The sequence below is a fragment of the Streptomyces sp. NPDC050388 genome (assembly GCF_040655635.1).
In the GTDB taxonomy this organism is placed as follows: domain Bacteria; phylum Actinomycetota; class Actinomycetes; order Streptomycetales; family Streptomycetaceae; genus Streptomyces.
Window position 1 is genome coordinate 25,590 of sequence record NZ_JBFAKH010000038.1, and the last position, 21,946, is coordinate 47,535.

Below are 21,946 nucleotides of genomic sequence, written 5' to 3' on the forward strand. Positions count from 1 at the left end.
CCCGCGCTTCGCCGCCCGGATCTGCTCGTACACACGGGTCCGCGGTCCGGCGAAGCGCGGGGCCGACCCGGCTCAGGCCCGCTGTGCGGCGACGGGGTCGGTCACGCCTCCCGGGCAGGCGTTCCGTTCGATGTCCCAGCCCGCCGTCTCCGCGCCGGCCCGGTAGGCACTCCGCAGGAAGGCGAGTACGTCGGCGCGCGGCGAGGACGCGGTCCTGGCCTTCTCGTACTCGAGGACCGCCAGACTGCTGCCGGTGCCGCGTTCGACCCACGAAGCGGCCGCGGGCTGCAGAGGACGGCGTGCCAGGCCGGTCGGTTCGGGCGCGGTGTAGGAGTAGAACGCCGCCCGGGGGAAGGCCGGGTCGCCGAACCAGAAACCCGCACTGATCACCTCGCGGGAGTACGCCTCCCTGGTGACCGGATCGACGGATTCGGAGTGGGGGACGACGGTGTCGGAGAACCTGGTCACCGCGATGTCGAAGGTGTGCCAGAAGTGGTGCACCGGACTCGTCTTCCCGCACCACTCGGCGGCGTACTCCTCCAGGACCAGGTTGACCTGGGACAGGATGACCCAGTAGCGGTTCACCGACTCCTGGTCGTAGGCGCGGTGTTCCGTGTCCTCGTCGAAGGGGCGGTCGGAATCCGGCAGGTCGAAGGGGTGCGGCAGCCCGATGCGCACGGAGACGTCGAGTTCGGTGAGCGCGGACTGCAACCGCCGGTAGAAGTCGGCCACCGAGAGGCCGGGCAGCGGGAACGAGACCTCGCGACCCGAGCCGGTCGTGACGAGGAGCCTGTGGTCGACGAAGTCGAAGTCGACGCAGAAGAAGCGGCCCTGGTCGTCCAGTCCCATCGGGCGAGTGGTGATGCCACGTCCGGTGAGATGGTAGGGAACGTTCCACCAGTGGTTGCGGCGCGGCGACGCCGCGAGCCGCACCTTTCCGACCACCTGCGCGAACCGGTGCAGCGTCTCCTTGGTCGCCCGCCATTCGGCGTAGGGCAGCGGGGGAAAGAGTTCCACAGCTCCTCCAGGGTGCCGCGTATATGCAAATGTCAGGATATGGACCCTTTTGCCCTTGAACGGTATCCCTCTCAAGGGAAGGTCGAAAGGCGAGGGCGCCCGGTGTGCCCGCTCGCGGTGCGCCGGACGGGCCTGCGCGATCGCGCTTCACACCCCCACCGGGAGTCCCCGTGCGTCTGCCCGTCGAGCTCGGGCGCGTGGCGCCGCGTCGGCCGAGGACGCCTGGATGCTCGGCACCGGTCTCGGATTCGTCGTGGACGAGATGACGCGCGACACGCGCTGACCGTCCGGTCCCGGGGCGAACCGGCTGCTTCGTCCGGGCAGGGCCCTGGTCCCTGTAATTCCCGGCCGTCACCGGTGGTGGGCCGATGCCGTGAGGAACTATTCTTACAAGTGAGATTCGTGAAAATTCGGGGAGGAGGACGTCGTGACCTACGTCATCGCGCAGCCTTGTGTCGACGTGAAGGACAAGGCGTGCATCGAGGAGTGCCCGGTCGACTGCATCTACGAGGGCCGGCGGTCCTTGTACATCCACCCGGACGAATGCGTCGACTGCGGCGCCTGTGAACCGGTCTGCCCGGTCGAGGCCATCTTCTACGAGGACGACACTCCCGAGGAGTGGAAGGACTACTACAAGGCGAACGTCGAGTTCTTCGACGACCTCGGCTCGCCCGGCGGCGCCTCCAAGCTGGGGCTGATCGAGCGGGACCACCCGCTGATCGCCGCGCTGCCGCCGCAGGACGGCGCGACGTGACCTCCGGGGAACGCGCCGGGGGAAACGATCCGATGACCCCGCGCCGCCGTAGCGTGCTCGAAGTGCTGCGCGCCGCCGGCGCGCCGCTCGGGGTCAACGAGGTGGCGGAGCAGGTGGGGGTTCACGCCAACACGGCGCGCTTCCACCTGGATTCGCTGGTGACGCGCGGGGTGGTGGAGCGGACTCCGGAGGTTTCGTCCGGGCGGGGGCGCCCCCGTGCGGTGTATGCGCCGCGTCGCGGAATGGACCGTGGAGGGCGGCGTGAGTACCGACTGCTGGCCCGGATGCTGCTCAGCCGGCTCGCGTCGACCGGCGCCGACGCCGAGGCGGAGGCCATGGCGGCCGGCCGGGCCTGGGGGCGGCATCTGGTCGACCCGGCACCGCCCTTCCACACCGTGACCGGCCGTGAAGTCGTCGACCGGCTGGTCGGACTCCTCGCCGACCTCGGCTTCGATCCTGTGAACCCTGTGAACCCTGTGAACCCTGTGAACTCGGTGGACCCGGTGAACGACGTGCCCGATGACGTGCCCGACGTCATTCGTCTGCGGCACTGTCCGTTTCTCGAACTCGCCGAGGAGTACCGGCAGATCGTCTGCCCGCTCCATCTGGGCCTGATGAAGGGCGCGTTGGCCGAACTGGACGCACCCGTCGCCGCCGACCGACTGGAGCCGTTCGCCGAACCCGACGTCTGTCACGCCCATTTCGTCCATGCGCGCGCCGCGTAGAGGAAGGGCAGTCCGGCAGTGAACTCCGTATCGGCCGCCGCCGCGGGCGCCGCCGTTCTCGTCCGGCTCGGCATGGTGCCGGCGATCCCCTTCCTGGAGACGCCGTCGAAGCTCCGGGCACCGGGGTGACCATCCAGATCGGCCCCGGTGTCGGCGGTGTCGTCTTCCGGGCGCTCGGTCTCGTCGAGCTCGCCCTCGTCGCGACCACCCTTGTCGCCGTGGCGGCCGGTGAGCCCAGCACCTCGGTGGCCGTGCCCGCCGTCGTGGCGGCCGTGGTGCCGACAGCTCGACTCGGTGTGATCCGGCCCGGCTCGACCGCCGGTCCGACCGGGTGCTTGCCGGAGAGCGACTGCCCCGCTCCCACGCCCACTGGCACCACGGGGCGTTCGAGGCCGTCAAGGCAGTGGCGCTCCTGGTTCTCGGCATCCTGCTCCTCACCGCTTGAGCGCCACCCGGCCGTCGCGTCAGCGGGTCAAATGTCCTGGCCGTTGCCGCCGCGGCCCTCCGTTTCCTCGATGCCCTCGATGATGTCGTCGAGGACCGACTGCTTCTGGTCGGTGTCCAGACCGAAGCGGATCACGACGATCTGCTTCGGCTGCGCGGGGGAGGGAAGGGCCAGCGACTGGACGTACCCGTCGGAGCCCTTGCTGGTGACCGCCTTCCAGCGCACCAGGTAGCCCTTCTGCCCGGCGACGTCCACCGCCTTCGACTCGAGGACCTCGTGCGAGGTGATCCTCCCGTAGGAATCGCCGCCGTACGACTCCTCGGCGTTGGCGGCGATGTCCGCCTTGGCGACCTCCTCGGCGGTGGAGCCGCGGACACCGAGGGCCGGCGCCGGTGCCGAGTAGGCCCCGCCCTTGGTGCAGGTGCTGGAGGTGTTGCCGGGGCATTCGTAGGTGTCCTCCGACATGATCTGGGCGCCCACCCGGCCCTCCTGGCCGTACCAGCCGTCCGGGATGGGCAGGCTGATTCCGCTCAGCCCGTCGGTCACCGACCCGCTCTCGACCCGTGGCGGCTGAGAGGCGTCCGGGCCGGGCCCCTCCCCGTCGGGACCACCCTTCGGACCGCCTTCCGAGCCACCGGGGCCGCCGTCCCGTCCGCCCGGCCCCCGTGAGGCCGCGGAGTCACCACTCCCGCTGTCGTCGGTCAGCGCGTACACGCCGCCCCCGATGCCCGCCAGCACCGCGACGGCCGCCGCCACGGCGATGCCGATCCGCAGCCCGCGCCCCCGGCCGGAACCCGGGCCGGACTGCACGACCCCGGGGTATCCCGGGTGCACCGGGTACGCCGGATTGGCCGGGTACGCCGGATGGGCCGCCGTGCCCGGTGCCGGAGGGCCCCAGACGGGTGCCGAACCCGTCGGACGGACCTGGTCCGTCCAGGCAGTGCCGTCCCACCAGCGCTCGGTGGCCGGTCCGTCATTCGTCTGCCCGGGGTCGGGATACCACCCGGGAGGAGTCGCCTGCGTCATGCCCCCACCGTATGAGGCGTCGATGAAAGCCGGATGAGACCGGAGAAGACCGGGGAAGAGAGGTCCGTCACCTCCGGTGGTCGGCCGCCCCCGCCCCGGCCGACCACCCTTGGTGCACCTCACGCAGGACCGGCGTGCCGCCGCTTCACCGCAGGCCTTCCCTTCCCCGGAGCGCCCCTGCGGAATTGATCCGACGCCCCGTCACCATCCCCTCCATTGACAAGTGTTGACCTTCGGGCCCTCCGGACCCCCAGGTGAGCGGCAGGACGCGTCGACCTCTGTACCGCGTGTCACCCGTCACGGCAAGAGCGGGCGCGGTACTGCTCCATCAGGGCTGTCGGAGGACTACGCTCGACGCCTGTACGTCGTTCGGGCGACTTGGGGAGGCAGCGGGATGACGGAGGTACGGCCCACGGTCGCGGCCTCGCCCTCCCTCTGGGAGCGGGACGAGGAGGTCGCCGCCATCACCGCGGTGGTCGACACCCTGTGCGCGGACCGGTCCTCACCCGGCGGCCTGTTGGTGCTCCGGGGCGAGGCGGGGCTCGGCAAGACCACGCTGCTCGCCGAGACCCGGCGCATCGCCGAACAGCGCGGCTGCACCGTCTGGTCGGCCCGCGGCGGCGAGACCCTGCGCTCCGTCCCCTTCAACGTCGTACGCCAACTCCTCCAGCCCGCACTGCTGTCGATGCTGCCGGAGGAGACCCGTGAGTACCTCGGCGACTGGTACGACATCGCCGGCCCCGCCCTCGGCGTCGCGGAGCCCGGCGACCGGCACATCGACCCGCAGGAGGTCTGCGAGGGGCTGGTCGCCGCGGTGCGCCGGCTGGCCCGCCGGGACTGGCCGCTGGTGCTGACCGTCGACGACGCCCACTGGGCCGACCAGGAGACCCTGCACTGGCTCGCCGTCCTCGCCGAACGCCTGGCGGAGGTGCCCGTCCTCGTCGTGGTCGCCCGCAGGCCGGGCGAGGTCTCCGGGGTGAGCGCCCGCCACCTGGACGCCGTCGCCGAGGCGGCCGAGCACCCCGTCACCGTCCTCAGCGCCCTGACCCCGCTCGCCACGGCCGGGCTCACCCGCGCCACCCTGGGCGAGAACGCGGACGCCGCGTTCTGCCGCGAGGTGTGGGCCGTCACCGGCGGCAACCCGTACGAGACCGTCGAGCTCCTCGCCAAGGTCCAGGACAGCGAACTCGAACCCGTCGAGACCCACGCGGGCGAACTGCGCGCACTGAACCGCTCCGCCCGCGGCGGCGGAGTCGTGGCCCGCCTGGAACACCTGGGCATAGACTCCACCCGGTTCGCCTGGGCCGCTGCCATCCTCGGCACCGACATCACCGTCGACCTGGTGGCCCGGCTCGCCACCCTGAACCGTGACGACGCCGTCCGCTGCGCCGAACTCCTGCGCGGCGACCGCATCCTCACCGTCCCCGACCCCGGCACCGGCCGCACCGGAGCGGCCGACCTCGAGTTCGTCCACCCGCTCATCGCCACCGCCGTCTACAACTCCATCCCCGACGCCCTGCGCCGGGCCATGCACGGCATCGCCGCCCGGATCGTCACCGATTCCGGACGCGGCGCCGCGTCCGCCTCCCGGCACCTCCTCGAGGTACATCCGGACGACGACGAGGAACTCGTGTGGCAACTGCGTGAGGCCGCCCGCGAACACCTCGCCACCGGCGCCCCGGACGCGGCCCGCCGCTGCCTGGAACGCGCACTGGAGGAACCGCCCCGCCCCGAGGTCCACGCGCACGTGCTCTACGAACTGGGCCGCGCCACCTTCCTCACCGCACCCGCCCGGACCATCGGCCACCTGCGGACCGCGCTCGGCATGCCAGGCCTCGAAGGCGAGGCACGGGTGGACGCCGTGGTCCGGCTCTCGCAGGCGCTGCTGCACAACAACCAGATGGAGGAGGCCCTCCGCACCGTCGAGGCGGAGGCCGCCCGACTGGAGCCGGGACCCGCCCGGATGCGGCTGCAGGCCGTGCAGTTCATGTGGGAGGGCATCCACGCCGGCGAGGCCACCGCACCCGGCCGCAGCGAACGCCTGGCCGCCCTCGCCGCCACCTGCACCGGCCGTGACAACTCCGAGCGCGCGCTGCTCATCCTGCGCGGCTTCGACGCCATGATGCGCGGCGAGAACGCCGAGGAGGTCGCCGAGATCTGCGACCGCGCCCTGGTCAACGGCCGCCTCGCGCCCGGCCTCGGCTGGACCGACTCCGAATGGGGTGTCGAACTGCTGCTGATGCTGGCCGGGGTCTACGCCTACACCGACCGCCTCGACCGCGCCGAAAGCCTCTACAACGAGGCCTTGCGCGCCTACGAGACGGCGGGCTGGAGCGGCGGCCACCTGGCCCTCGCCCACGCCTACGTCGGTCTCGGGCACCGCAGGCGGGGCCGCCTGGCGGCGGCGGAGAAATCGTTGCGCGAGTCCCTGCGCCTGGCCGAACGCGTCGGCCGCGGTCTGCCCCTGTACTGGACGGCGACCTGCAACCTGGTCGACACCCTGCTCGCCCGCGGGCACGTGGACGAAGCCCGGGCGGTCGCCGAACGGCACGGGTTCGCACCGCCCTACCCGTCCACCATCGTGCTTCCCGACCCCCGCTCGGTGCGCGGCAGACTGCTGCTCGCGGTCGGCCGCACCGAGGACGGTGTCAACGAACTGGAGGCCGCCGAGAAGGCGGCGGCCTCCCGCGGCCACCACAACCCCGTCCACGTCTTCTGGGCCGCCGACCTCGCCCGCGCCCTCGCCGGGGCGGACCCGACCCGTGCCGCCCGGCTCGCCGTGGAGTACCGCAGGCGGGCCGAACGCTTCGGCACGGACACCGCCGTGGGAGAGGCCCTGCGCTGTGCCGCCGCTCTGGAGACCGGCCAGCGAGCGGTGCGGCTCGCCGCCCGGGCCGTCGCCTACCTGGAGTCCTCACCCTGCCAGTACGAACATGCCACCGCCCGCGTCGAGTACGGCATCCTCGCCCGCTCGAAGACCGACCTGGAGCGCGGTCTGGCGCTCGCCCGGTCCTGCGGCGCGGACGGGCTGGCCGCGCGGGCTCGGGCCGAACTGGCCTCGGTCACCGGACGGGCGCCGACCGCCACGCCGGCTCCGGCCACCGGGCGGGGCCCGGCCAACCGGCTGTAACGCCCCGCCCCTTCACGGGCCCCGGCCCGTCACGACGTGCCGTCGGCCTCCTCCGCCAGTACCCGCTGGGCCGTCGCGAAGGCCGAGTTGGCCGCCGGTACGCCGCAGTACACCGCCGTCTGCATCAGCACCGCCCCGATCTCCTCGGGGGTGAGCCCGTTGCGCAGTGCCGCGCGGACGTGCATGGCCAGCTCGTCGTAGTGGCCGTGCGCGACCAGCGCGGTGAGCGTGATCATGCTGCGTTCGCGGCGGGTGAGCGTCGGATCGGTCCAGATCTCGCCCCAGGCGTAGCGCGAGATGAAGTCCTGGAACTGCGCGGTGAACGGCGTCTGCCGGGCCTGGGCCCGGTCCACGTGCGCGTCCCCGAGAACCTCGCGCCGTACCCGCATCCCGCTGAGCGCGTCCCCGCCGAAGTGGGCCCGCAGCGCCGTCAGCACCGCCTCGGGGCGCTCCGCCGGCGCCAGATGAGAGGCGCCCGGGATCTCCACGAGCCCCGCACCCGGCACCGCGTCGGCGATCTCGCGCAGATGCGCCGGGGGCGTCGCCGGGTCCTCCCGGCCGGCCACCAGCAGGGTCGGCACCCGGATCTGTGCGAGGTGCTCCCGCAGATCGAACGCGGCCAGCGCGTCGCAGCAGGCGGCATACGCCCCGGGATCGGCGTCCCGGTGGTCGCGGACCAGCTCCGGCACCGTGAAGCCGGGGGTGAACCAGCGGGCGTCCGCATTCTCCGCGAGTCCCGAAAGCCCCTCGCTCCGTACCAGCGCCGCCCGCTCCTCCCATGCCTTCGCGCCGTTGAAGTGCGCCGAGGAACAGATCACGGCCAGCGACGCCACCCGCTCCGGGTGACGCACGGCCAGTTCCAGCCCCACCGCTCCGCCCAGCGACACGCCCGCATAGGCGAACCGCTCGATGCCGAGCGTGTCGGCGAGCCCGATCACCAGATCCGCCAGCTCACCGACGGTCGCGCCGGGACCGATCAGTCCGGCCGCCGAACCGCCGTGCCCCGGCAGATCCCAGCGGACCACCCGGTGCGTGATCGACAGCTCGGGCGCCACCTTGTCCCACAGGGCGTACGACGTGCCCAACGAAGGGCCGAGCAGCAGCGGGGGAGCGGAACTGGGCCCCTCGGCAAGGTGGTTGAGGACGGTGTCGGTCACGAGCGCTCCAGTGCACGGTCGGTGAGAGGTCCGGCAGAGCCGGTGTAACGGGCGGGGTCGGTCGCGGCGGCGAGGTCGATGTCCTTCAGTTCCGGCAGTTCGGCCGACTCGATCTGTTCGGCGAGGAGTTCACCGAGATCGCGGCCCTCGGTGTAGGCGCGCCGCGCCAGGCGGGTGAGCAGTTCCTTCGCCCGGCCGCGACCGAGTACGGGCGCCAGCTCCGCGGACAGCCGCTCGGAGACGATCAACCCGTGGGTGAGGCCGAGGTGTCCACGCATCACGTCCGCGTGCACCCGCAGCCCCTCGGAGAGTTCGGCGGCGTCCCGGGCCGCTCCACCGGTCAGGCGGAGCAGGTCCCGCAGCGGTTCCCACTCGGCGTGCCAGGCACCGGCCGGCCGCTCGTCCTCGGCCACCAGCGAGCCGTACAGCGTGGCCGCGAGCTGCGGTGCGCGCCGGGCCGCCGCCGCGATCAGCGTCGAACGCACCGGGTTGGACTTGTGCGGCATGGCCGAGGAGCCGCCACCGCTGCCCTCGGAGAGCTCCGCGATCTCGGTGCGGGAGGAGGTGAGCACGTCCGTCGCGAGCTTGCCCAGCGCCCCGGCGGTGAAGGCGAGGGCGCCGGCGAGATCGGCGATCGGAGTGCGCAGCGTGTGCCAGGGGAGAGCGGGCGGGCACAGTCCGAGCTCCCGGGCGTAGAGCGCGGGAAGCGCGGTCGCGTCCGTCGCCCCGTACGCCGTGAAGGCCGCCAGGGTCCCGGCGGCACCGCCGAGTTGGGCCGGCAGCGAGGCGCGTACGGCCGTCGCACGGTCGCGGGCGTCGAGCACCAGCGACCGCCACCCGGCGGCCTTCAGCCCGAACGTCGTCGGCACCGCGTGCTGGGTCAGCGTCCGCCCCGGCAGCACCGTGTCGCGGTGCTCGGCGGCGAGGACGGCCAACGCCCGCTGGCCGCGGTCGAGGTCGTCGAGGAGCGGGCCCAGGGCACGGTGGGCGACCAGCATCATCGCCGTGTCCATGATGTCCTGGCTGGTCGCACCCCGGTGCACGGAGGGACCGTGCTCCTCGCCGACCGCCCGGGTCAGGTCCGCGACCAGCGGGATCACCGGGTTCCCGCCGCCCCGCGCACGCTCGGCGAGGGACGCGGGGTCGAAGCGCCCGGGGTCGGCGGCCACCTCCGTGACCGCCGCCGCGGCTTCGGCGGGGACGAGCCCCGCGGCCGCCTGCGCCCGGGTCAGCGCGGCCTCGGCGTCCAGCAACGCCCGCAGGACGGCGTCGTCACCGGTCTCGGCGGCGGCCGGGGAACCGGCCCACCCGGGGGCGAGTAGGCCGGTACCGGTATCGGGTGATGTCACTGGAACTCCAGGAAGACCGTCTCGCCCTCGCCCTGAAGGCGGATGTCGAAACGGTACGTCCCGTGGCCCTCGTCCACCGCGATCAGCGTGGAGCGGCGGTCCGCGTCGAGCCGGGACAGCAGCGGGTCCGCCGCGAGCACGGCCTCGTCGCCGGGCAGGTGGATCCGGGTGAACAGATGCTTCAGCAGGCCCCGCGCGAACACGCACACACTGAGGTACGGCGCGTGCTGTCCCCGCGCCCCCGGCCGCAGCGTGCGCACGTACCAGTGGCCGTCGGCATCGGTCTGGATCCGGCCGAAGCCGGTGAACTCCACCCCGTTGCGGCCCAGGAAGTCGCCGCTCGCCGGGTCCCGCCGCATCGAGCCGTCGGCCGTCGGCAGATTGCCCTCCGGATCGGCGCCCCACACCTCCAGCAGTGCGTCCGGCAGCGGCTTGCCCTCGCCGTCGTACACGTACCCGTGCACGGTGACGGTCTCCGGGTGGCCGAGCGGTGCGATGTCCTCGCCGCCGCGGAAGGGCAGCGCGTAGCCGTAGAACGGGCCGACGGTGTGCGAGGGGGTGGGCAGCACGTTCTCCGGGCTGTTCGTGTCGATCTTCGTCATGATGGTCAGCGCCCTTCTTCCATCCAGGTGGCCCGCGGTCCGTCGAGCACGATGTCCCAGTGGTAGCCGAGGGAGAACTCCGGCACCGACAGGCTGTGGTCGTAGGTCGCCACCAGCCGCCGGCGGGCCGCGTCGTCGGTCACCGACTGCAGGATCGGGTCGTAGGGGAAGAGCGGGTCGTTGGGGAAGTACATCTGCGTCACCAGCCGCTGGGTGAACGCCGACCCGAAGACGGAGAAGTGGATGTGCGCCGGGCGCCACGCGTTGACGTGGTTGCGCCACGGGTACGGACCCGGCTGGATGGTCGTGAAGCGGTAGAAGCCGTCGGCGTCGGTCAGGGTGCGGCCGGCGCCGGTGAAGTTGGGATCCAGCGGGGCGTCGTGCTGTTCCCGCTGATGGGCGTACCGCCCGGCCGAGTTGGCCTGCCAGATCTCCACCAGCTGGCCGCGCACGGGACGCCCGTCGCGGTCCAGCAGCCGCCCGGAGACGGTGATGCGCTCACCGATGGGCTCGCCGTCGTGGTGGCGCGTGAGGTCGTTGTCGACCACGGTGATGTCCCGTTCACCCCAGGCGGGGGAGGACAGCTCCACCAGCTCCGGGTCCTTGGACACGTCGACGGCGATCGCCGGCTGCTCGGGGTGGCGCAGCACCGAGGAGCGGTACGGGGCGTAGTCGCGGCGCGGATGGTGCTCGACCGGGGCGCCGCCCGCCACCCGCTTCTCGTACGCGGCGTGCTCGGCCGCGATCTCCTGGTCGATGTCGTGCTGGGTGAGTGCGTTCGTCACGACAGTCCCTCCACAACGGTCGGTCCGGCTCCGGTCGGGGCGGTGATCCCCTCGACCACCTCCGCCACTGCCTCCGCCGCAGAGGCCAACACCTTGTCCATCAGGAAACCCCATCCCTTCCAGTCCGGCCGACCGGACGCGCACCGGTCCGCGGCCGCGTGTCGTCGGTACCGAGATAATCAGGGCGCTGAGTATTTTCGCAGCAGTCCTTCACGCTGCCATCGCTGGGCCGAGGCGTCAATACCCTCTTCTGTCCAGCGACGATGTCTTCAGGAGGCGATGTCTTCAGAAAGCGCAGACAGGCCAGCCCTCGCGCAGGTATTGTTCAGTGCACCAACGAAACGACAGAGGCAGTGGGGGCGTACATGGCAGCGGTGGACCTCACCAGCCATCCCGGGCACCTGGCCCGGCGGCTCCAGCAGGCGCACCACCTGCTGTGGAACACGATGGTCTCCGAGGAGATCACCTCGCCGCAGTTCGCGGTCCTCAACGCGCTCGTCGCCGAGCCCGGCCTGGACCAGCGCACGGTGGGGGAGCGGGTGGGGCTCGACCGGTCCACCATCGCCGAGGTGATCGGCCGGCTCCTCCGGCGGGACCTGCTCGACAAGGTCCGTGATCCGCAGGACGGCCGCCGCTTCCTGCTCCGGCTCACGGACGACGGCCTGCGCGCCCACCGCAAGCTGGTGGTGCGCACCGCCCGGATGAACCAGGTCTTCCTGGCCCCGCTGGGCGACGACGAGCAGGCCGCCTTCTTCGAGCTGATCCGCCGGGTGGCGGACGCGGCCGAGGGGCTGCGCCGTCCCGTCGTCCCGTCGGACCGGTGAGGCGGCGGCGCGGTCGCGACGCCGGGTGACGGCCCCGCACTGATCAGGGGGCCTTCGCGTAGACCACCCACACCTGCCCCCGCGCGAAGTTCACCGGAGCGCCGTCGTTCGTCGTGAACGAGGTGCCGTCCGTGGCGTCCGGCCGGCTCCAGCGGACCTCGTGGGCGCGCCCGTCGCGCAGCACGGTGGCCTCCCCGGAGCCCACCGTCTCGGTGTACGGCGTGTTGTTGCCGAGGCGGTCGCGGTAGTCGGAGGGGCGAACGGTCACGTACTGCACGACGACGGTCGCGGGCGCCAGCCGCTCGCCCCGCGGGGTGACTGCGGGATCACCGTCCATCGAGACCAGCCAGCGGTCGCGGGAGTCGGACCAGGTGAAGGCGAAGCGGGCCGCCGGATAGCGCACCGTGTGCGTGGCCTCGGGTGTGCCGCCCCGGGGCGGCGGACCGTGGTGGAAGCCGGTGGTCAGCGCGGATCGGCCGGGCGGGTCGTCCAGGAGCCGCCGGGGGTGCAGGTAGAGGTTGTGCGGGGAGGCCCGGTCGGTGGCCCGGTCGTAGACACCCGCCTTCGAGCCGGGCGTCCCCGGGGTCAGGGCCTCCAGCGGAGCCTCGTCGATCAGCGGCAGCAGTCTGCTCTGCGCCCCGGAGAACGCCAGGATCGGCCGGTCGAACTGGCGCAGCAGCTCCAGATCGGCCTCCCGGGCGCTGCGCACCGGCCCCACGGACTCGGGCAGCCGGGCGGCGTAGACCGCCATCAGCCGGCTCAGCCCGCCCTCGACCTGCTCGACGTACACCACGTCCGCCGCGTCCAGGCCCGTCTGCGGCCGGGCCGCGGGAGCGTTGTCGAGCTTCACGGCGAGCACCGGAGGGCTGCCGGTCCCGTCCGGCCGCGGCTCGAGCGGCGACGGCCCGGGTTTTCCGCGCCCGTCGTCGACCGGTCCGTCCGGGGCCGTGCAGCCGGCCGCCAGACCGGCCGCCAGGAACACCGTCAGCAGTGCTCTCGCCGTTGCCGTGCGCCGTGTACGTGCCGCGCGTCGCGCACGTGCCGCGCGTCGTGTGCGCGTCCCTCGTCCCATGCCCACCGTCGCCACCCTGCCCGCCCTGAACCATCAGTTGTCTTGATTTTGCGCTTTTCTGATCGTCGGTGGCTATGCCTGATCGATGGCGGTCCCGCGCGGTGGCTTCCGCCGATCGGCCCAGGGGCGCGCGGTTCGACACGGACCGCTCGGGTACCCGGGACCCCGCACGAAGAAGCCACGAAGAAGCACAGCGGCAACGGCACACCGGCCACCACGAAGGGAGCGGGCGGCGATGAGGGCAGTGACCTGGCAGGGAAAGCGGGACGTCAGGGTGGAGAACGTGCCCGATCCCCGGATCGAGGAACCCACGGACGCCGTCATCCGGATCACCTCCACCGGCCTGTGCGGCTCCGACCTGCATCTGTACGAGGTGCTCACCCCGTTCATGACCCCGGGCGACATCCTCGGCCACGAGCCGATGGGCATCGTCGAGGAGGTCGGTGCCGCCGTGCCGGACCTCCAGGTCGGCGACCGGGTCGTGGTGCCGTTCCAGATCGCCTGCGGCAACTGCTGGATGTGTCTCACCGGCCTGCCCACCCAGTGCGAGACCACTCAGGTCAGCGCCGAGGGCATGGGCGCGGCCCTGTTCGGCTACACCCGCCTCTACGGCGCGGTGCCGGGCGGCCAGGCCGAGTACCTGCGGGTCCCGCAGGCCCAGTACGGCCCCATCAAGGTCCCCCAGGGGCCGCCCGACGACCGGTTCGTCTACCTCTCCGACGTGCTGCCCACCGCCTGGCAGGCGGTCGCCTACGCCGATGTCCCGAAGGGCGGCAGCATCGCCGTGCTCGGCCTCGGTCCCATCGGTGACATGGCCTGCAGGATCGCCCGGCTCAAGGGAGCCGGCCGGGTCTTCGGTGTGGATCTGGTCCCGGAACGCCTGCACCGGGCGCGTGACCGGGGCGTGGAGACCTTCGACCTGCGCTCCTTCGACGACGAGAAGGAACTCGTCACGGCCCTGCGCGACCAGACCGACGGGCGTGGGCCCGACGCCGTGATCGACGCCGTCGGCACCGAGGCGCACGGCAGCGCGGCGGCCCGCATGGTGCAGAACGCCTCCGCGCTGCTGCCCCGCAAACTGAGCGGTCCCATGGCGGAACGCTTCAGCGTCGACCGGCTCGCCGCCCTCCACACCGCGATCGAGATGGTGCGCCGCGGCGGCACCATCTCGATCACCGGCGTCTACGGCGGCATGGCCGACCCGATGCCCATGCTCACCCTGTTCGACAAGCAGATCCAGATGCGCATGGGGCAGGCGAACGTACGCCGCTGGAGCGACGAGATCATCCCCCACCTCACGGACGACGACCCCCTCGGCGTCGAGGACTTCGCCACCCACCGCGTGCCGCTGTCGGACGCGCCCCGGGCCTACGAGATGTTCCAGCGCAAGCAGGACGGCGCGGTCAAGGTGCTCATGCAGCCGTGAGGCCGAAGACGCCGGAAAGACGCCGGGGGAACCCGGTCGGGGCCGGGCCGAACCGGGTCAGGAAGCCCGGACCCGCGGCTTCCTGACCGTTGATCAGCTCAACTCGGCTCGGCTCCTTGGTCAGTGCCGTCTCACGGCAGTTCCTTGATCCGGACGTCCCGGTACGAGACCACGTCGGTGGTGCCGTGGACCTGGAGCCCGACGTAGCCGGAGGCGAACCGCCGCCCGTCCGTGCCCGGGTCGTCCGAGCGCGGCGGGGTGAAGTCCTGGCCACCGGTGTTGTCGAACTCGTTGATCAGCACACCGTTGCGGTGGACCGAGTAGTGCTGGCCCACCACGCGGATCTCGTAGTCGTTCCAGGTGCCCTTCTGCGTCACGCCCGCACCGGCCAGGCCCACCCGGTCGAAGCCGTAGACCGAGCCCGTCTTGTACATGTCGCCGGTGGGGGAGTCGAACACCTGCACCTCGTGCCCGTACTTGATGGCGACCCACTCCGGCCGCGTCTCCTCCGGATGGTCGTGCACCTGCGGGAACCGCACGAACACACCGGAGTTGGCGTTGCCGGTGCCCGGTGCGTCGTCCCGCCACTGCAGCTTCAGCGAGAAGTCGCCGTACTTGCGCTCGGGGAACCACAGCATGCCGAGTCCGGCCCTGGTGGTGCCGGAGGTGATCGACCCGTCCGGGTTCAGCCCAAACGAACCCCCGCCCACCTGCTGCCACTTGGCGAACGACTCCGCACTGCCGTCGAGGATCGTGCGGTAGCCCTCGGTCTGGCCCGGCTTGCCGATCCCGGACTGGCCGGCCGCCGTGTTGATCGCCCGGTGCTCCCGCCGGTCGACGACTCCTTCCTTCTCGAGCTTGTCCAGCACGCCCTCGACGTGCTTCAGGAACAGCGCGTGGGACGTCCACTCCTTCTCGTCCTCGATCAACTCGCCGATCCGGCACCGGTTGTCGGTGACCCGGTTGGGCACACCCGAGTCGACCTCGCCGACGAACACCGTCAGCCGCTCGTCGAACTCCGGGCAGGGCGGCGGGGGGACCTGGCCCGACACGACCGTGAAGCTCACCGTGAGCGGGGCGGAGGTGTTGCCCGCCTTGTCGCTCGCCCGGTACGCCAGGGTGTGCCTGCCCACCCGGTCGACGACCACGGGCGCCGTGTACGCCAGGTAGGGCCCGCCGTCGAGCGAGTACTCGATGCCGGCGACGCCGGACCCTTGCCCGTCGGTGGCGCTGACGGTCACCTTCGCGCTGCCGACGTACGCCCCGTCGGAGTTCTTCGAGCCCGCGACGGTCACGCCGGTCACCGGCGGGGTGGTGTCCTGCGGGGGCGCGGGGACGACGGTGAACTCGACGCTCTTCTCGGCCGCCGCGTTGCCCGCCTTGTCCGTGGCGCGGTAGCGCACGGTGTGCGTACCGACCTGATGGACCATCACCGGGCCGGTGTACGCCCGCCAGGCGCCGGAACCGATCGCGTACTCGATGGTGTTGACACCGGAGCCCGTGTCGGAGGCGGTGACGGTGACGGTCGCCATGTCGATGTACGCGCCGTCGGCGTTCTTCTCACCGTCCACCGTCGCCGAGGTCTCCGGTGCGGTGGTGTCGTCCGTCGGCGGGGCGACGACGGTGAACCCGACGCTCCGCTCCGCCGAGACGTTGCCCGCCCTGTCCAGGGCGCGGTAGCGCACCGTGTGCGTACCGACCTGGTCGACGACGACCGGCGCGGTGTACGGCTGCCAGGCGCCGTCGGCGCCGATCGCGTACTCGATCCGGTCGACGCCCGAGCCCCCGTCGGTCGCCGTGACGGCGACACTCGCCGAACCGACGTAGGCGCCCTCGGCGTTCTGCGCGCCGGTCACCTCCGCGGTCGCCTCGGGCGCCGTGGTGTCCTCACCGCTGCCCTCGGACACCACCAGGATGCCCTGCATCTGGCCGTGGCCGGGGATCGTGCAGTGGTAGAAGTAGCGGCCCGGGGTGAGCGTGACCTCGGCGGTGTACCGGCCTTTCTGGGCGTCGTCGGGGTTGGCCAGGATGTTGAGCTGGACGTCGTCGTTGAACTCGGGGTCCGAGGTGACGAACGTCAACGTGTGCGGCATACCAGTGGTGTTGCCGGTGGCCACGCTGTTCTCGAAGACGATCGTCGCCGGTCCGGCCACCGCGGTCGCCGGTGCCGAGAGGTACTTGTCGATGTCGTTGCCCGCGGTCCAGGTGAGTACCTGGTCCGCCGCCTTGGCCCCGGGGGCCTCGGTGTCGTCGGCCACGGAGATGCTCTGCAGCCCGAGCGCCATGAGCAGGGCGGCCAGCAGGGCGGCCCAGATTCTGCGTTGCCGTATCACTGGGTTCCCCTCGCCAGCTGACCGGCGGCCGGGGTCGGGCCGCCGCCCGTGTAGGTGACCCGCCACAGCGCGGACTTGGCGTCCGAGGTGAAGAAGCCGCGGCCGTAGTCGAGGACGTACAGCGCGCCGTCCGGACCGAACTTCCAGTCCATCAGGTTCTTGATGCCGTCGTTTCCGATCGGCACGATCTTCTTCAGGGACTCCGAGTGCACCGGCAGCCCGCCGTCGCCCTGGGTCTTCGGGTTCATGAGCACCGCGTTGCGCGGCTGGTCGGCGTCGTAGAAGTCGCCGACGAACCACTTGCCGTCCCAGTAGGCCGGCCACTTGGTGTCGCTGCCGTTCGCCTCGTCGAAGCGGTAGACGGGCCCGTTCATCGCGGCCTGCCCGCCGCCCTTGAGCCAGGGCAGCTTGTAGGTGGTCTCCTCCTGTTTGTAGGAGGGGACGCCGTTCCCGTCCCGGGGGAAGACCGGGCCGCCGCCCTGCGGCGAGTACCAGATGTTGTTGCCGGTCACCGGAGGCAGGTTGACCAGACCGTCGTTGTTCGGCGACTCGTTCTTCGGGCGGTCGCAGTCGTACCAGCCCAGCGGCTGGGACGGATCGGGCAGATTGCGGTCCCGGTAGGGCTGCTTGTCGCCCATGCAGTACGGCCAGCCGCGGTTGGACGCCTTGGTGATCGCGGCGAAGGTGTCGTACTTGGCCGGGCCCCAGGTCGTCGACGGCTGCCCCGCGTCCGGGCCGACCCAGCCGGCGTGGAGCACGTCGGTCACCGGGTCGACGAAGATGCGCGCCGGGTTGCGCACACCCATCACATAGATCTCGCCGCGCGTCTTGCCGCCGCCCTCGGCACTCTCCTTGCCGGTGAACAGATTGCCCTCGGGGAGCGTGTACGTCCCGTCCGGCTCCGGGTGGATGCGCAGGATCTTGCCGTTGAGGTTGTTGGTGTTGCCGGCCGTGCGGCGCGCGTCCGCGAAGGAGACGCCCTTGAAGTTCGGCTCGGGGTTGTTGCCCGAGTAACCGTCGCTGAAGCCACTGGAGTTGTTGTCACCGGTGGCGATGTACAGGTTGCCCTTGGAGTCCCAGGCCAGCCCGCCGCCCGCATGGCAGCAACTGTGGATCTGCACCGGCCAGTCGAGCAGCACCTTCTCGCTGCGCAGGTCCAGCTTGCCGGTGGACTCGTCGAACGTGAAGCGGGAGACCCGGCGGTCGGCCATGCGCTTGACGCGGTCGATCTCCGAGTGAGGGGTGTAGTGCAGATACACCCACCCGTTCCGCTCGAACGCCGGGTCCAGTTCGATGCCCAGCAGTCCCTCCTCGACCTTGACCAGTTCGTCGCCGCCGCCCTTGTTCCCGAAGACGGTGAGTGCGCCGGCCAGGCTCACCTTCCCGGTCTTCGGGTCGTAGACGTGGATCTCGCCCTTGCCCTTGCCGATGTCGGGGTTGTTCCAGTCGGTGATCACCGGCTGGGAGGAGTCGGCGCCGCCGCGGCCGATGTAGAAGACTCGGCCGTCGGGAGCGGTGACCAGTCCGTGCGGCTCGCCGATCTGGTCGTTCTGGCCCGGCTGGTTGGGCCGGGTGAGCCGCTCCGCCGCGTAGTTGCCGTTGATCGTCGCCTTGCAGTCCGCCTGGACGAGCCGCGTGGTCCACAGCAGGGCGCCGCGCAGATGGTCACGGAAGTCGGTCTCGTCGTACGACGACACCGTGCCGCCCATCCCGGTGTAGAAGGACCGGCCGCCGTCGTAGTCGCGGCACCAACTCACCGGGTGGTCAGCGCCGTTGGCGCTCGCTCCGGGCTGGTAGGTCGACTCGCGGACCCTGGCCACGGTGTGCACCTCGCCGGACGGGTTCTTCGTCCAGTTCAGCCACTTGTCGGGCCGTTTCCACTCCTGTGGCAGGCTCTTGGTCGCCGGATGCCGCCGGTCGCCGACCTCGACGGTCGCTCGCTGGGCGCCCGCCGGGCCGGACGCGGCCGGGCGGGCGCCGATGAGGCCGGTGAACCAGTCCGAGTACGGCTCCGCGCGGGCCGCGTCATGAATGCCGAGGAATCCGCCGCCGGCCTCCATGTAGGCCTCCAGGCCCGCCTCCTGGGCCGGGTCGAGGACGTCCCCGCCACCGGTGAGGAACACGATGGTGTTGAAGCGGCCCAGCCTCTTGTCGTTGGTGAAGACCGAGGCGTCGTCCGTCGCGGTGACCTCGAAGCGCTGGTTCGCCGGGCCGGACAGCCCGATCTTCTCGATCGCCTCGATCCCGGCGTTCACCACCGGCGACTCGTCGCCGGCCGCGGCGGAACCGTGGAAGAGCAGCACCCGCACGTCCGCGCCGCCCGGAGGCGACTTGATCGACATCGTTGTCAGGACCGGGTCGTCGTCCGGGCGCGCGCTGGCGGCGGGGCCCGACAGCAGTCCGGCGGCGACGACTCCGGCGGTGACGGTCGCCGCCCACGCCCGTCGCCCCGCTCCGGTCCTTCTCGTGCTTCTGGCACCTCTGGTGCTCAACCCCTTTAAGCGCATGGGTTCTTGATGCGATGTGAACCGCATGTGGCCACCCACCCCTCCTCGGTCGCAGCGACAGCGTCAAGGAAGCTAGACCTCTTTGTGCCACACGCCAATACCTATGGTCGAAATGAAACGAACTTTGTCCTGAGTGTGGATAAACGCGAGGGTGGCCGGTACGGTTTCCCAGGTTCATGACAGCAACATCACAGCCATTGTGCTCACGTCTCTCACAGGTCCGCACCACCAAGTCCCTTACCAGTAGGGAGAGTTCGGCATGCAAAGACGCGACTTCAACCGGCGGGTGCTGCTGGGCGGCGCGGTCGTCGCGACATCGATGTCCCTGGGGTCCGAGGCGGTCAGCGCCTCCACGCCGGCGAAGACCGCGCCCGCCGGCGGCGAGGTGAGGCGCATCAAGCTGTACGCCGAGCGACTGGACGGCGGAGGGATGGGCTACGGCCTGGAGAAGGGCAAGGCGTCCGTCCCCGGCCCCCTGATCGAGCTCAACGAAGGCGACACGCTGCACATCGAGTTCGAGAACACCATGGACGTGCCGGTGAGCCTGCACGTCCACGGCCTGGACTACGAGATCTCCAGCGACGGCACCAAGATGAACCGCAGTGACGTCGCACCCGGCGACACCCGCACCTACACCTGGCGCACCCACAGACCCGGACGGCGCCCGGACGGCACCTGGCGGTCCGGCAGTGCCGGCTACTGGCACTACCACGACCACGTCGTCGGCACGGAACACGGCACCGGCGGCATCCGCAACGGCCTGTACGGCCCGGTGATCGTGCGGCGCAAGGGAGACGTCCTGCCGGACCGGACGCACACGATCGTCTTCAACGACATGACGATCAACAACAGGCCCGCCCACACCGGCCCCGACTTCGAGGCCACCGTCGGCGACCGCGTCGAGATCGTCATGATCACGCACGGCGAGTACTACCACACCTTCCACATGCACGGTCACCGCTGGGCCGACAACCGGACCGGCATGCTCACCGGCCCCGACGACCCGAGCCAGGTCATCGACAACAAGATCGTGGGTCCGGCGGACTCCTTCGGCTTCCAGATCATCGCGGGGGAGGGGGTGGGGGCGGGCGCCTGGATGTACCACTGCCACGTCCAGAGCCACTCCGACATGGGGATGACCGGGATGTTCCTGGTGAAGAAGCCGGACGGCACGATCCCCGGCCACGACCCGCACGAGCACGGCCACGGGGCCGCGGGGGAGGGCGAGGCGCACGAGCACTGACGGGCGGCACCCGCGAGAGCGCTCTCACCTCTGCCGCGACCGGGGCTATCCTGATCCGCAGCCGCAGGTGAGGAGCCGCCGACGTGACCGAGACAGTGCCGCGCCCCACGCTGGAGGCCGTGGCCGCGCGGGCCGGGGTCTCGCGGGCCACCGTCTCCCGCGTGGTCAACGGCGCCGACGGCGTCACCGAGCCCCTGGCCGAGCGGGTCCGGCAGGCGGTGGACGAACTCGGCTACGTGCCCAACCGGGCGGCCCGCAGCCTGGTGACCAACCGCCACGACGCCATCGCCGTCATCGTCGCCGAACCGGAGAGCCGGGTCTTCGCCGACCCCTTCTTCGCCCGCCAACTGCGCGGCATCAGCAAGGAGCTGACGGCACACGACAACCAGCTCGTGCTGCTGCTCACCGAGGGCCGGGCCGACCACGCCCGGGTCGCCCGCTACCTGGCCGGCGGCCATGTCGACGGCGCGCTGGTGTTCTCGCTCCACCTCGACGACCCGCTGCCCGAACTGATCCAGCGCGCGGGCGTCCCGACGGTGTTCGGCGGCCGGCCCGGCTGGTCCGGCGGCGGGGACGGCGTCGTGTACGTCGACAGCGACAACCGGGGCGGCGCCCGCGACGCCGTACGGCACCTGCTCGGCCTCGGCCGCGGCCGGGTCGCGCACATCACCGGCGCCCTGGACCAGACCTCGGCGGTGGACCGGCTGGACGGCTTCCGGGACGCCGTGGCCGACGGCGATCCGCGGCTCGTGGCGGAGGGCGACTTCACCGTGGCCGGTGGCGAGCGGGCGATGCGGGAACTCCTGGAGCGCCGACCCGATCTGGACGCGGTCTTCGCCGCCAACGACCTCACGGCGGCGGGCGCGCTGCGGGTGCTGCGCGAGCACGGGCGGCGGGTGCCGGACGACGTGGCGGTGGTCGGCTTCGACGACATGCTGCCGTTCGCCGAGCAGACCGACCCCCCGCTGACCACGGTCCGCCAGGACATCCTGGAGATGGGCCGGCTGATGGCCCGGATCCTCCTGAGCGGACTCGACCGCACCGCCCGCACGCACGACACCGTGGGAGGCGACCCCGCCGGTGTGATCCTCCCGACGACGCTGGTACGCCGCGCCTCCGCGTGACACGTCTCCGTGCGCCGCCGTGCGTTCCGGCGTCCGCGCGGGCATCGTTCGTGCGGTGGTCGGCGGTGGTCGGCGGTGGTCGGCGTGGCGCGTTGATCCGGCGTTGATCGAACGTTTTTCGACGGTCGGCACGCTTTCGGCCATGCCCATCGACACCATCGCGTCGCCCGAACTCGCCTGGCAACAAGAGGCCCTGTGTGCGCAGACCGGAGGCGACTTCTTCTTCCCCGAGCCCGGCAGCTCGGTACGTGAGGCCAAACGGATCTGCGGTATGTGCCCCATCCGTGCCACCTGTCTCGACTACGCCCTGACCAACGACATGCGCTTCGGCGTCTGGGGCGGACTGTCGGAGAAGGAACGGCTGGAGCTACGGCGTACGCCTCACTAGAGGGAACGGCGGGCCGGCCGGGGGGGGCCGGGGGGCCCG

The 21,946-nt window shown here is 71.6% G+C and carries 17 protein-coding genes; 8 read left to right on the forward strand and 9 right to left on the reverse strand.

The annotated features are described in order from the left end of the window. Positions 1-72 precede the first annotated feature (72 nt). On the reverse strand, positions 73-1,017 hold the full coding sequence (locus AB0I73_RS22245) for a DUF5996 family protein (protein WP_363039895.1): 945 nt from the start codon (positions 1,015-1,017) through the stop codon (positions 73-75). Positions 1,018-1,444: 427 nt separating this feature from the next. Between AB0I73_RS22245 and fdxA the strand changes: the two genes are divergently transcribed. Together fdxA and AB0I73_RS22255 are read left to right on the forward strand one after the other, a co-directional pair. Beyond that, a complete protein-coding gene (gene fdxA, locus AB0I73_RS22250) occupies positions 1,445-1,771 on the forward strand; it encodes a ferredoxin (protein WP_363039897.1) in 327 nt (108 codons plus the stop codon). A gap of 32 nt (positions 1,772-1,803) precedes the next feature. Next, positions 1,804-2,496 (forward strand): helix-turn-helix domain-containing protein, encoded by a 693-nt coding sequence (locus tag AB0I73_RS22255; RefSeq protein WP_363039899.1) that lies wholly within the window; start codon positions 1,804-1,806, stop codon positions 2,494-2,496. Positions 2,497-2,968: 472 nt separating this feature from the next. Here the strand turns inward: AB0I73_RS22255 and AB0I73_RS22260 are convergent, their stop codons facing one another. Continuing rightward, positions 2,969-3,967: a DUF2510 domain-containing protein gene (locus AB0I73_RS22260; protein ID WP_363039901.1), complete on the reverse strand. Its 999-nt coding sequence runs from the start codon at positions 3,965-3,967 to the stop codon at positions 2,969-2,971. A gap of 394 nt (positions 3,968-4,361) precedes the next feature. Here AB0I73_RS22260 and AB0I73_RS22265 point away from each other — a divergent pair, with 394 nt between their 5' ends. Beyond that, positions 4,362-7,097 carry an AAA family ATPase gene (locus AB0I73_RS22265; protein WP_363039903.1) on the forward strand — a complete coding sequence of 912 codons (2,736 nt, stop codon included), beginning with the start codon at positions 4,362-4,364 and terminating at the stop codon, positions 7,095-7,097. Positions 7,098-7,126: 29 nt separating this feature from the next. Here the strand turns inward: AB0I73_RS22265 and pcaD are convergent, their stop codons facing one another. Genes pcaD through pcaH form a run of 4 tightly spaced genes read right to left on the reverse strand, consistent with a single transcriptional unit; the run spans position 7,127 to position 10,990 of the window. Further along, entirely contained in the window at positions 7,127-8,254 is a 1,128-nt protein-coding gene (gene pcaD, locus AB0I73_RS22270) for a 3-oxoadipate enol-lactonase (RefSeq protein WP_363039905.1), read from the reverse strand. Next, positions 8,251-9,603 carry a 3-carboxy-cis,cis-muconate cycloisomerase gene (pcaB, locus tag AB0I73_RS22275; RefSeq protein ID WP_363039907.1) on the reverse strand — a complete coding sequence of 451 codons (1,353 nt, stop codon included), beginning with the start codon at positions 9,601-9,603 and terminating at the stop codon, positions 8,251-8,253. The genes pcaD and pcaB overlap by 4 nt, the downstream gene beginning before the upstream one ends. Next, a complete protein-coding gene (gene pcaG, locus AB0I73_RS22280) occupies positions 9,600-10,205 on the reverse strand; it encodes a protocatechuate 3,4-dioxygenase subunit alpha (RefSeq protein WP_363039909.1) in 606 nt (201 codons plus the stop codon). Before pcaG ends, pcaB begins: the two co-directional genes overlap by 4 nt. 5 nt (positions 10,206-10,210) lie before the next feature. Further along, on the reverse strand, positions 10,211-10,990 hold the full coding sequence (gene pcaH, locus AB0I73_RS22285; protein WP_363039911.1) for a protocatechuate 3,4-dioxygenase subunit beta: 780 nt from the start codon (positions 10,988-10,990) through the stop codon (positions 10,211-10,213). A 365-nt stretch (positions 10,991-11,355) separates the two neighbouring features. Between pcaH and AB0I73_RS22290 the strand changes: the two genes are divergently transcribed. Further along, a complete protein-coding gene (locus AB0I73_RS22290; RefSeq protein ID WP_363039913.1) occupies positions 11,356-11,814 on the forward strand; it encodes a MarR family transcriptional regulator in 459 nt (152 codons plus the stop codon). Between the two features lie 43 nt (positions 11,815-11,857). On the opposite strand, the gene AB0I73_RS22295 is transcribed toward AB0I73_RS22290, so the two are convergent. Further along, positions 11,858-12,886, reverse strand: a complete 1,029-nt coding sequence (locus tag AB0I73_RS22295) for a DUF3048 domain-containing protein (RefSeq protein WP_363039915.1) — start codon at positions 12,884-12,886, stop codon at positions 11,858-11,860. A 235-nt stretch (positions 12,887-13,121) separates the two neighbouring features. Between AB0I73_RS22295 and AB0I73_RS22300 the strand changes: the two genes are divergently transcribed. Beyond that, complete coding sequence (locus AB0I73_RS22300) at positions 13,122-14,312, forward strand: zinc-dependent alcohol dehydrogenase (RefSeq protein ID WP_363039917.1); 1,191 nt, start codon at positions 13,122-13,124, stop codon at positions 14,310-14,312. 131 nt (positions 14,313-14,443) lie between these two features. On the opposite strand, the gene AB0I73_RS22305 is transcribed toward AB0I73_RS22300, so the two are convergent. Next, positions 14,444-16,627: a family 16 glycoside hydrolase gene (locus AB0I73_RS22305; protein ID WP_363039976.1), complete on the reverse strand. Its 2,184-nt coding sequence runs from the start codon at positions 16,625-16,627 to the stop codon at positions 14,444-14,446. 14 nt (positions 16,628-16,641) lie between these two features. Continuing rightward, on the reverse strand, positions 16,642-19,152 hold the full coding sequence (locus tag AB0I73_RS22310; protein ID WP_363039919.1) for a ThuA domain-containing protein: 2,511 nt from the start codon (positions 19,150-19,152) through the stop codon (positions 16,642-16,644). Positions 19,153-19,411: 259 nt separating this feature from the next. Between AB0I73_RS22310 and AB0I73_RS22315 the strand changes: the two genes are divergently transcribed. The 3 genes from AB0I73_RS22315 to AB0I73_RS22325 all read left to right on the forward strand — a co-directional run bounded on the left by AB0I73_RS22315 (position 19,412) and on the right by AB0I73_RS22325 (position 21,907). Next, positions 19,412-20,395 (forward strand): multicopper oxidase domain-containing protein, encoded by a 984-nt coding sequence (locus tag AB0I73_RS22315; protein ID WP_363039921.1) that lies wholly within the window; start codon positions 19,412-19,414, stop codon positions 20,393-20,395. Between the two features lie 83 nt (positions 20,396-20,478). Then, a complete protein-coding gene (locus AB0I73_RS22320) occupies positions 20,479-21,519 on the forward strand; it encodes a LacI family DNA-binding transcriptional regulator (RefSeq protein WP_363039923.1) in 1,041 nt (346 codons plus the stop codon). Between the two features lie 142 nt (positions 21,520-21,661). Then, positions 21,662-21,907 (forward strand): WhiB family transcriptional regulator, encoded by a 246-nt coding sequence (locus AB0I73_RS22325; RefSeq protein ID WP_363039925.1) that lies wholly within the window; start codon positions 21,662-21,664, stop codon positions 21,905-21,907. Positions 21,908-21,946: the final 39 nt, after the last annotated feature.

Bases quoted from the DNA above. Each gene is read 5' to 3' on its own strand.
- AB0I73_RS22300 (WP_363039917.1), top strand. From the start codon at position 13,122: ATGAGGGCAGTGACCTGGCAGGGAAAGCGGGACGTCAGGGTGGAGAAC.
- AB0I73_RS22310 (WP_363039919.1), bottom strand. From the start codon at position 19,152: ATGCGCTTAAAGGGGTTGAGCACCAGAGGTGCCAGAAGCACGAGAAGG.
- AB0I73_RS22325 (WP_363039925.1), top strand. From the start codon at position 21,662: ATGCCCATCGACACCATCGCGTCGCCCGAACTCGCCTGGCAACAAGAG.
- AB0I73_RS22315 (WP_363039921.1), top strand. From the start codon at position 19,412: ATGCAAAGACGCGACTTCAACCGGCGGGTGCTGCTGGGCGGCGCGGTC.
- AB0I73_RS22260 (WP_363039901.1), bottom strand. From the start codon at position 3,967: ATGACGCAGGCGACTCCTCCCGGGTGGTATCCCGACCCCGGGCAGACG.
- AB0I73_RS22265 (WP_363039903.1), top strand. From the start codon at position 4,362: ATGACGGAGGTACGGCCCACGGTCGCGGCCTCGCCCTCCCTCTGGGAG.
- AB0I73_RS22255 (WP_363039899.1), top strand. From the start codon at position 1,804: ATGACCCCGCGCCGCCGTAGCGTGCTCGAAGTGCTGCGCGCCGCCGGC.
- AB0I73_RS22295 (WP_363039915.1), bottom strand. From the start codon at position 12,886: ATGGGACGAGGGACGCGCACACGACGCGCGGCACGTGCGCGACGCGCG.
- AB0I73_RS22290 (WP_363039913.1), top strand. From the start codon at position 11,356: ATGGCAGCGGTGGACCTCACCAGCCATCCCGGGCACCTGGCCCGGCGG.
- pcaG (WP_363039909.1), bottom strand. From the start codon at position 10,205: ATGACGAAGATCGACACGAACAGCCCGGAGAACGTGCTGCCCACCCCC.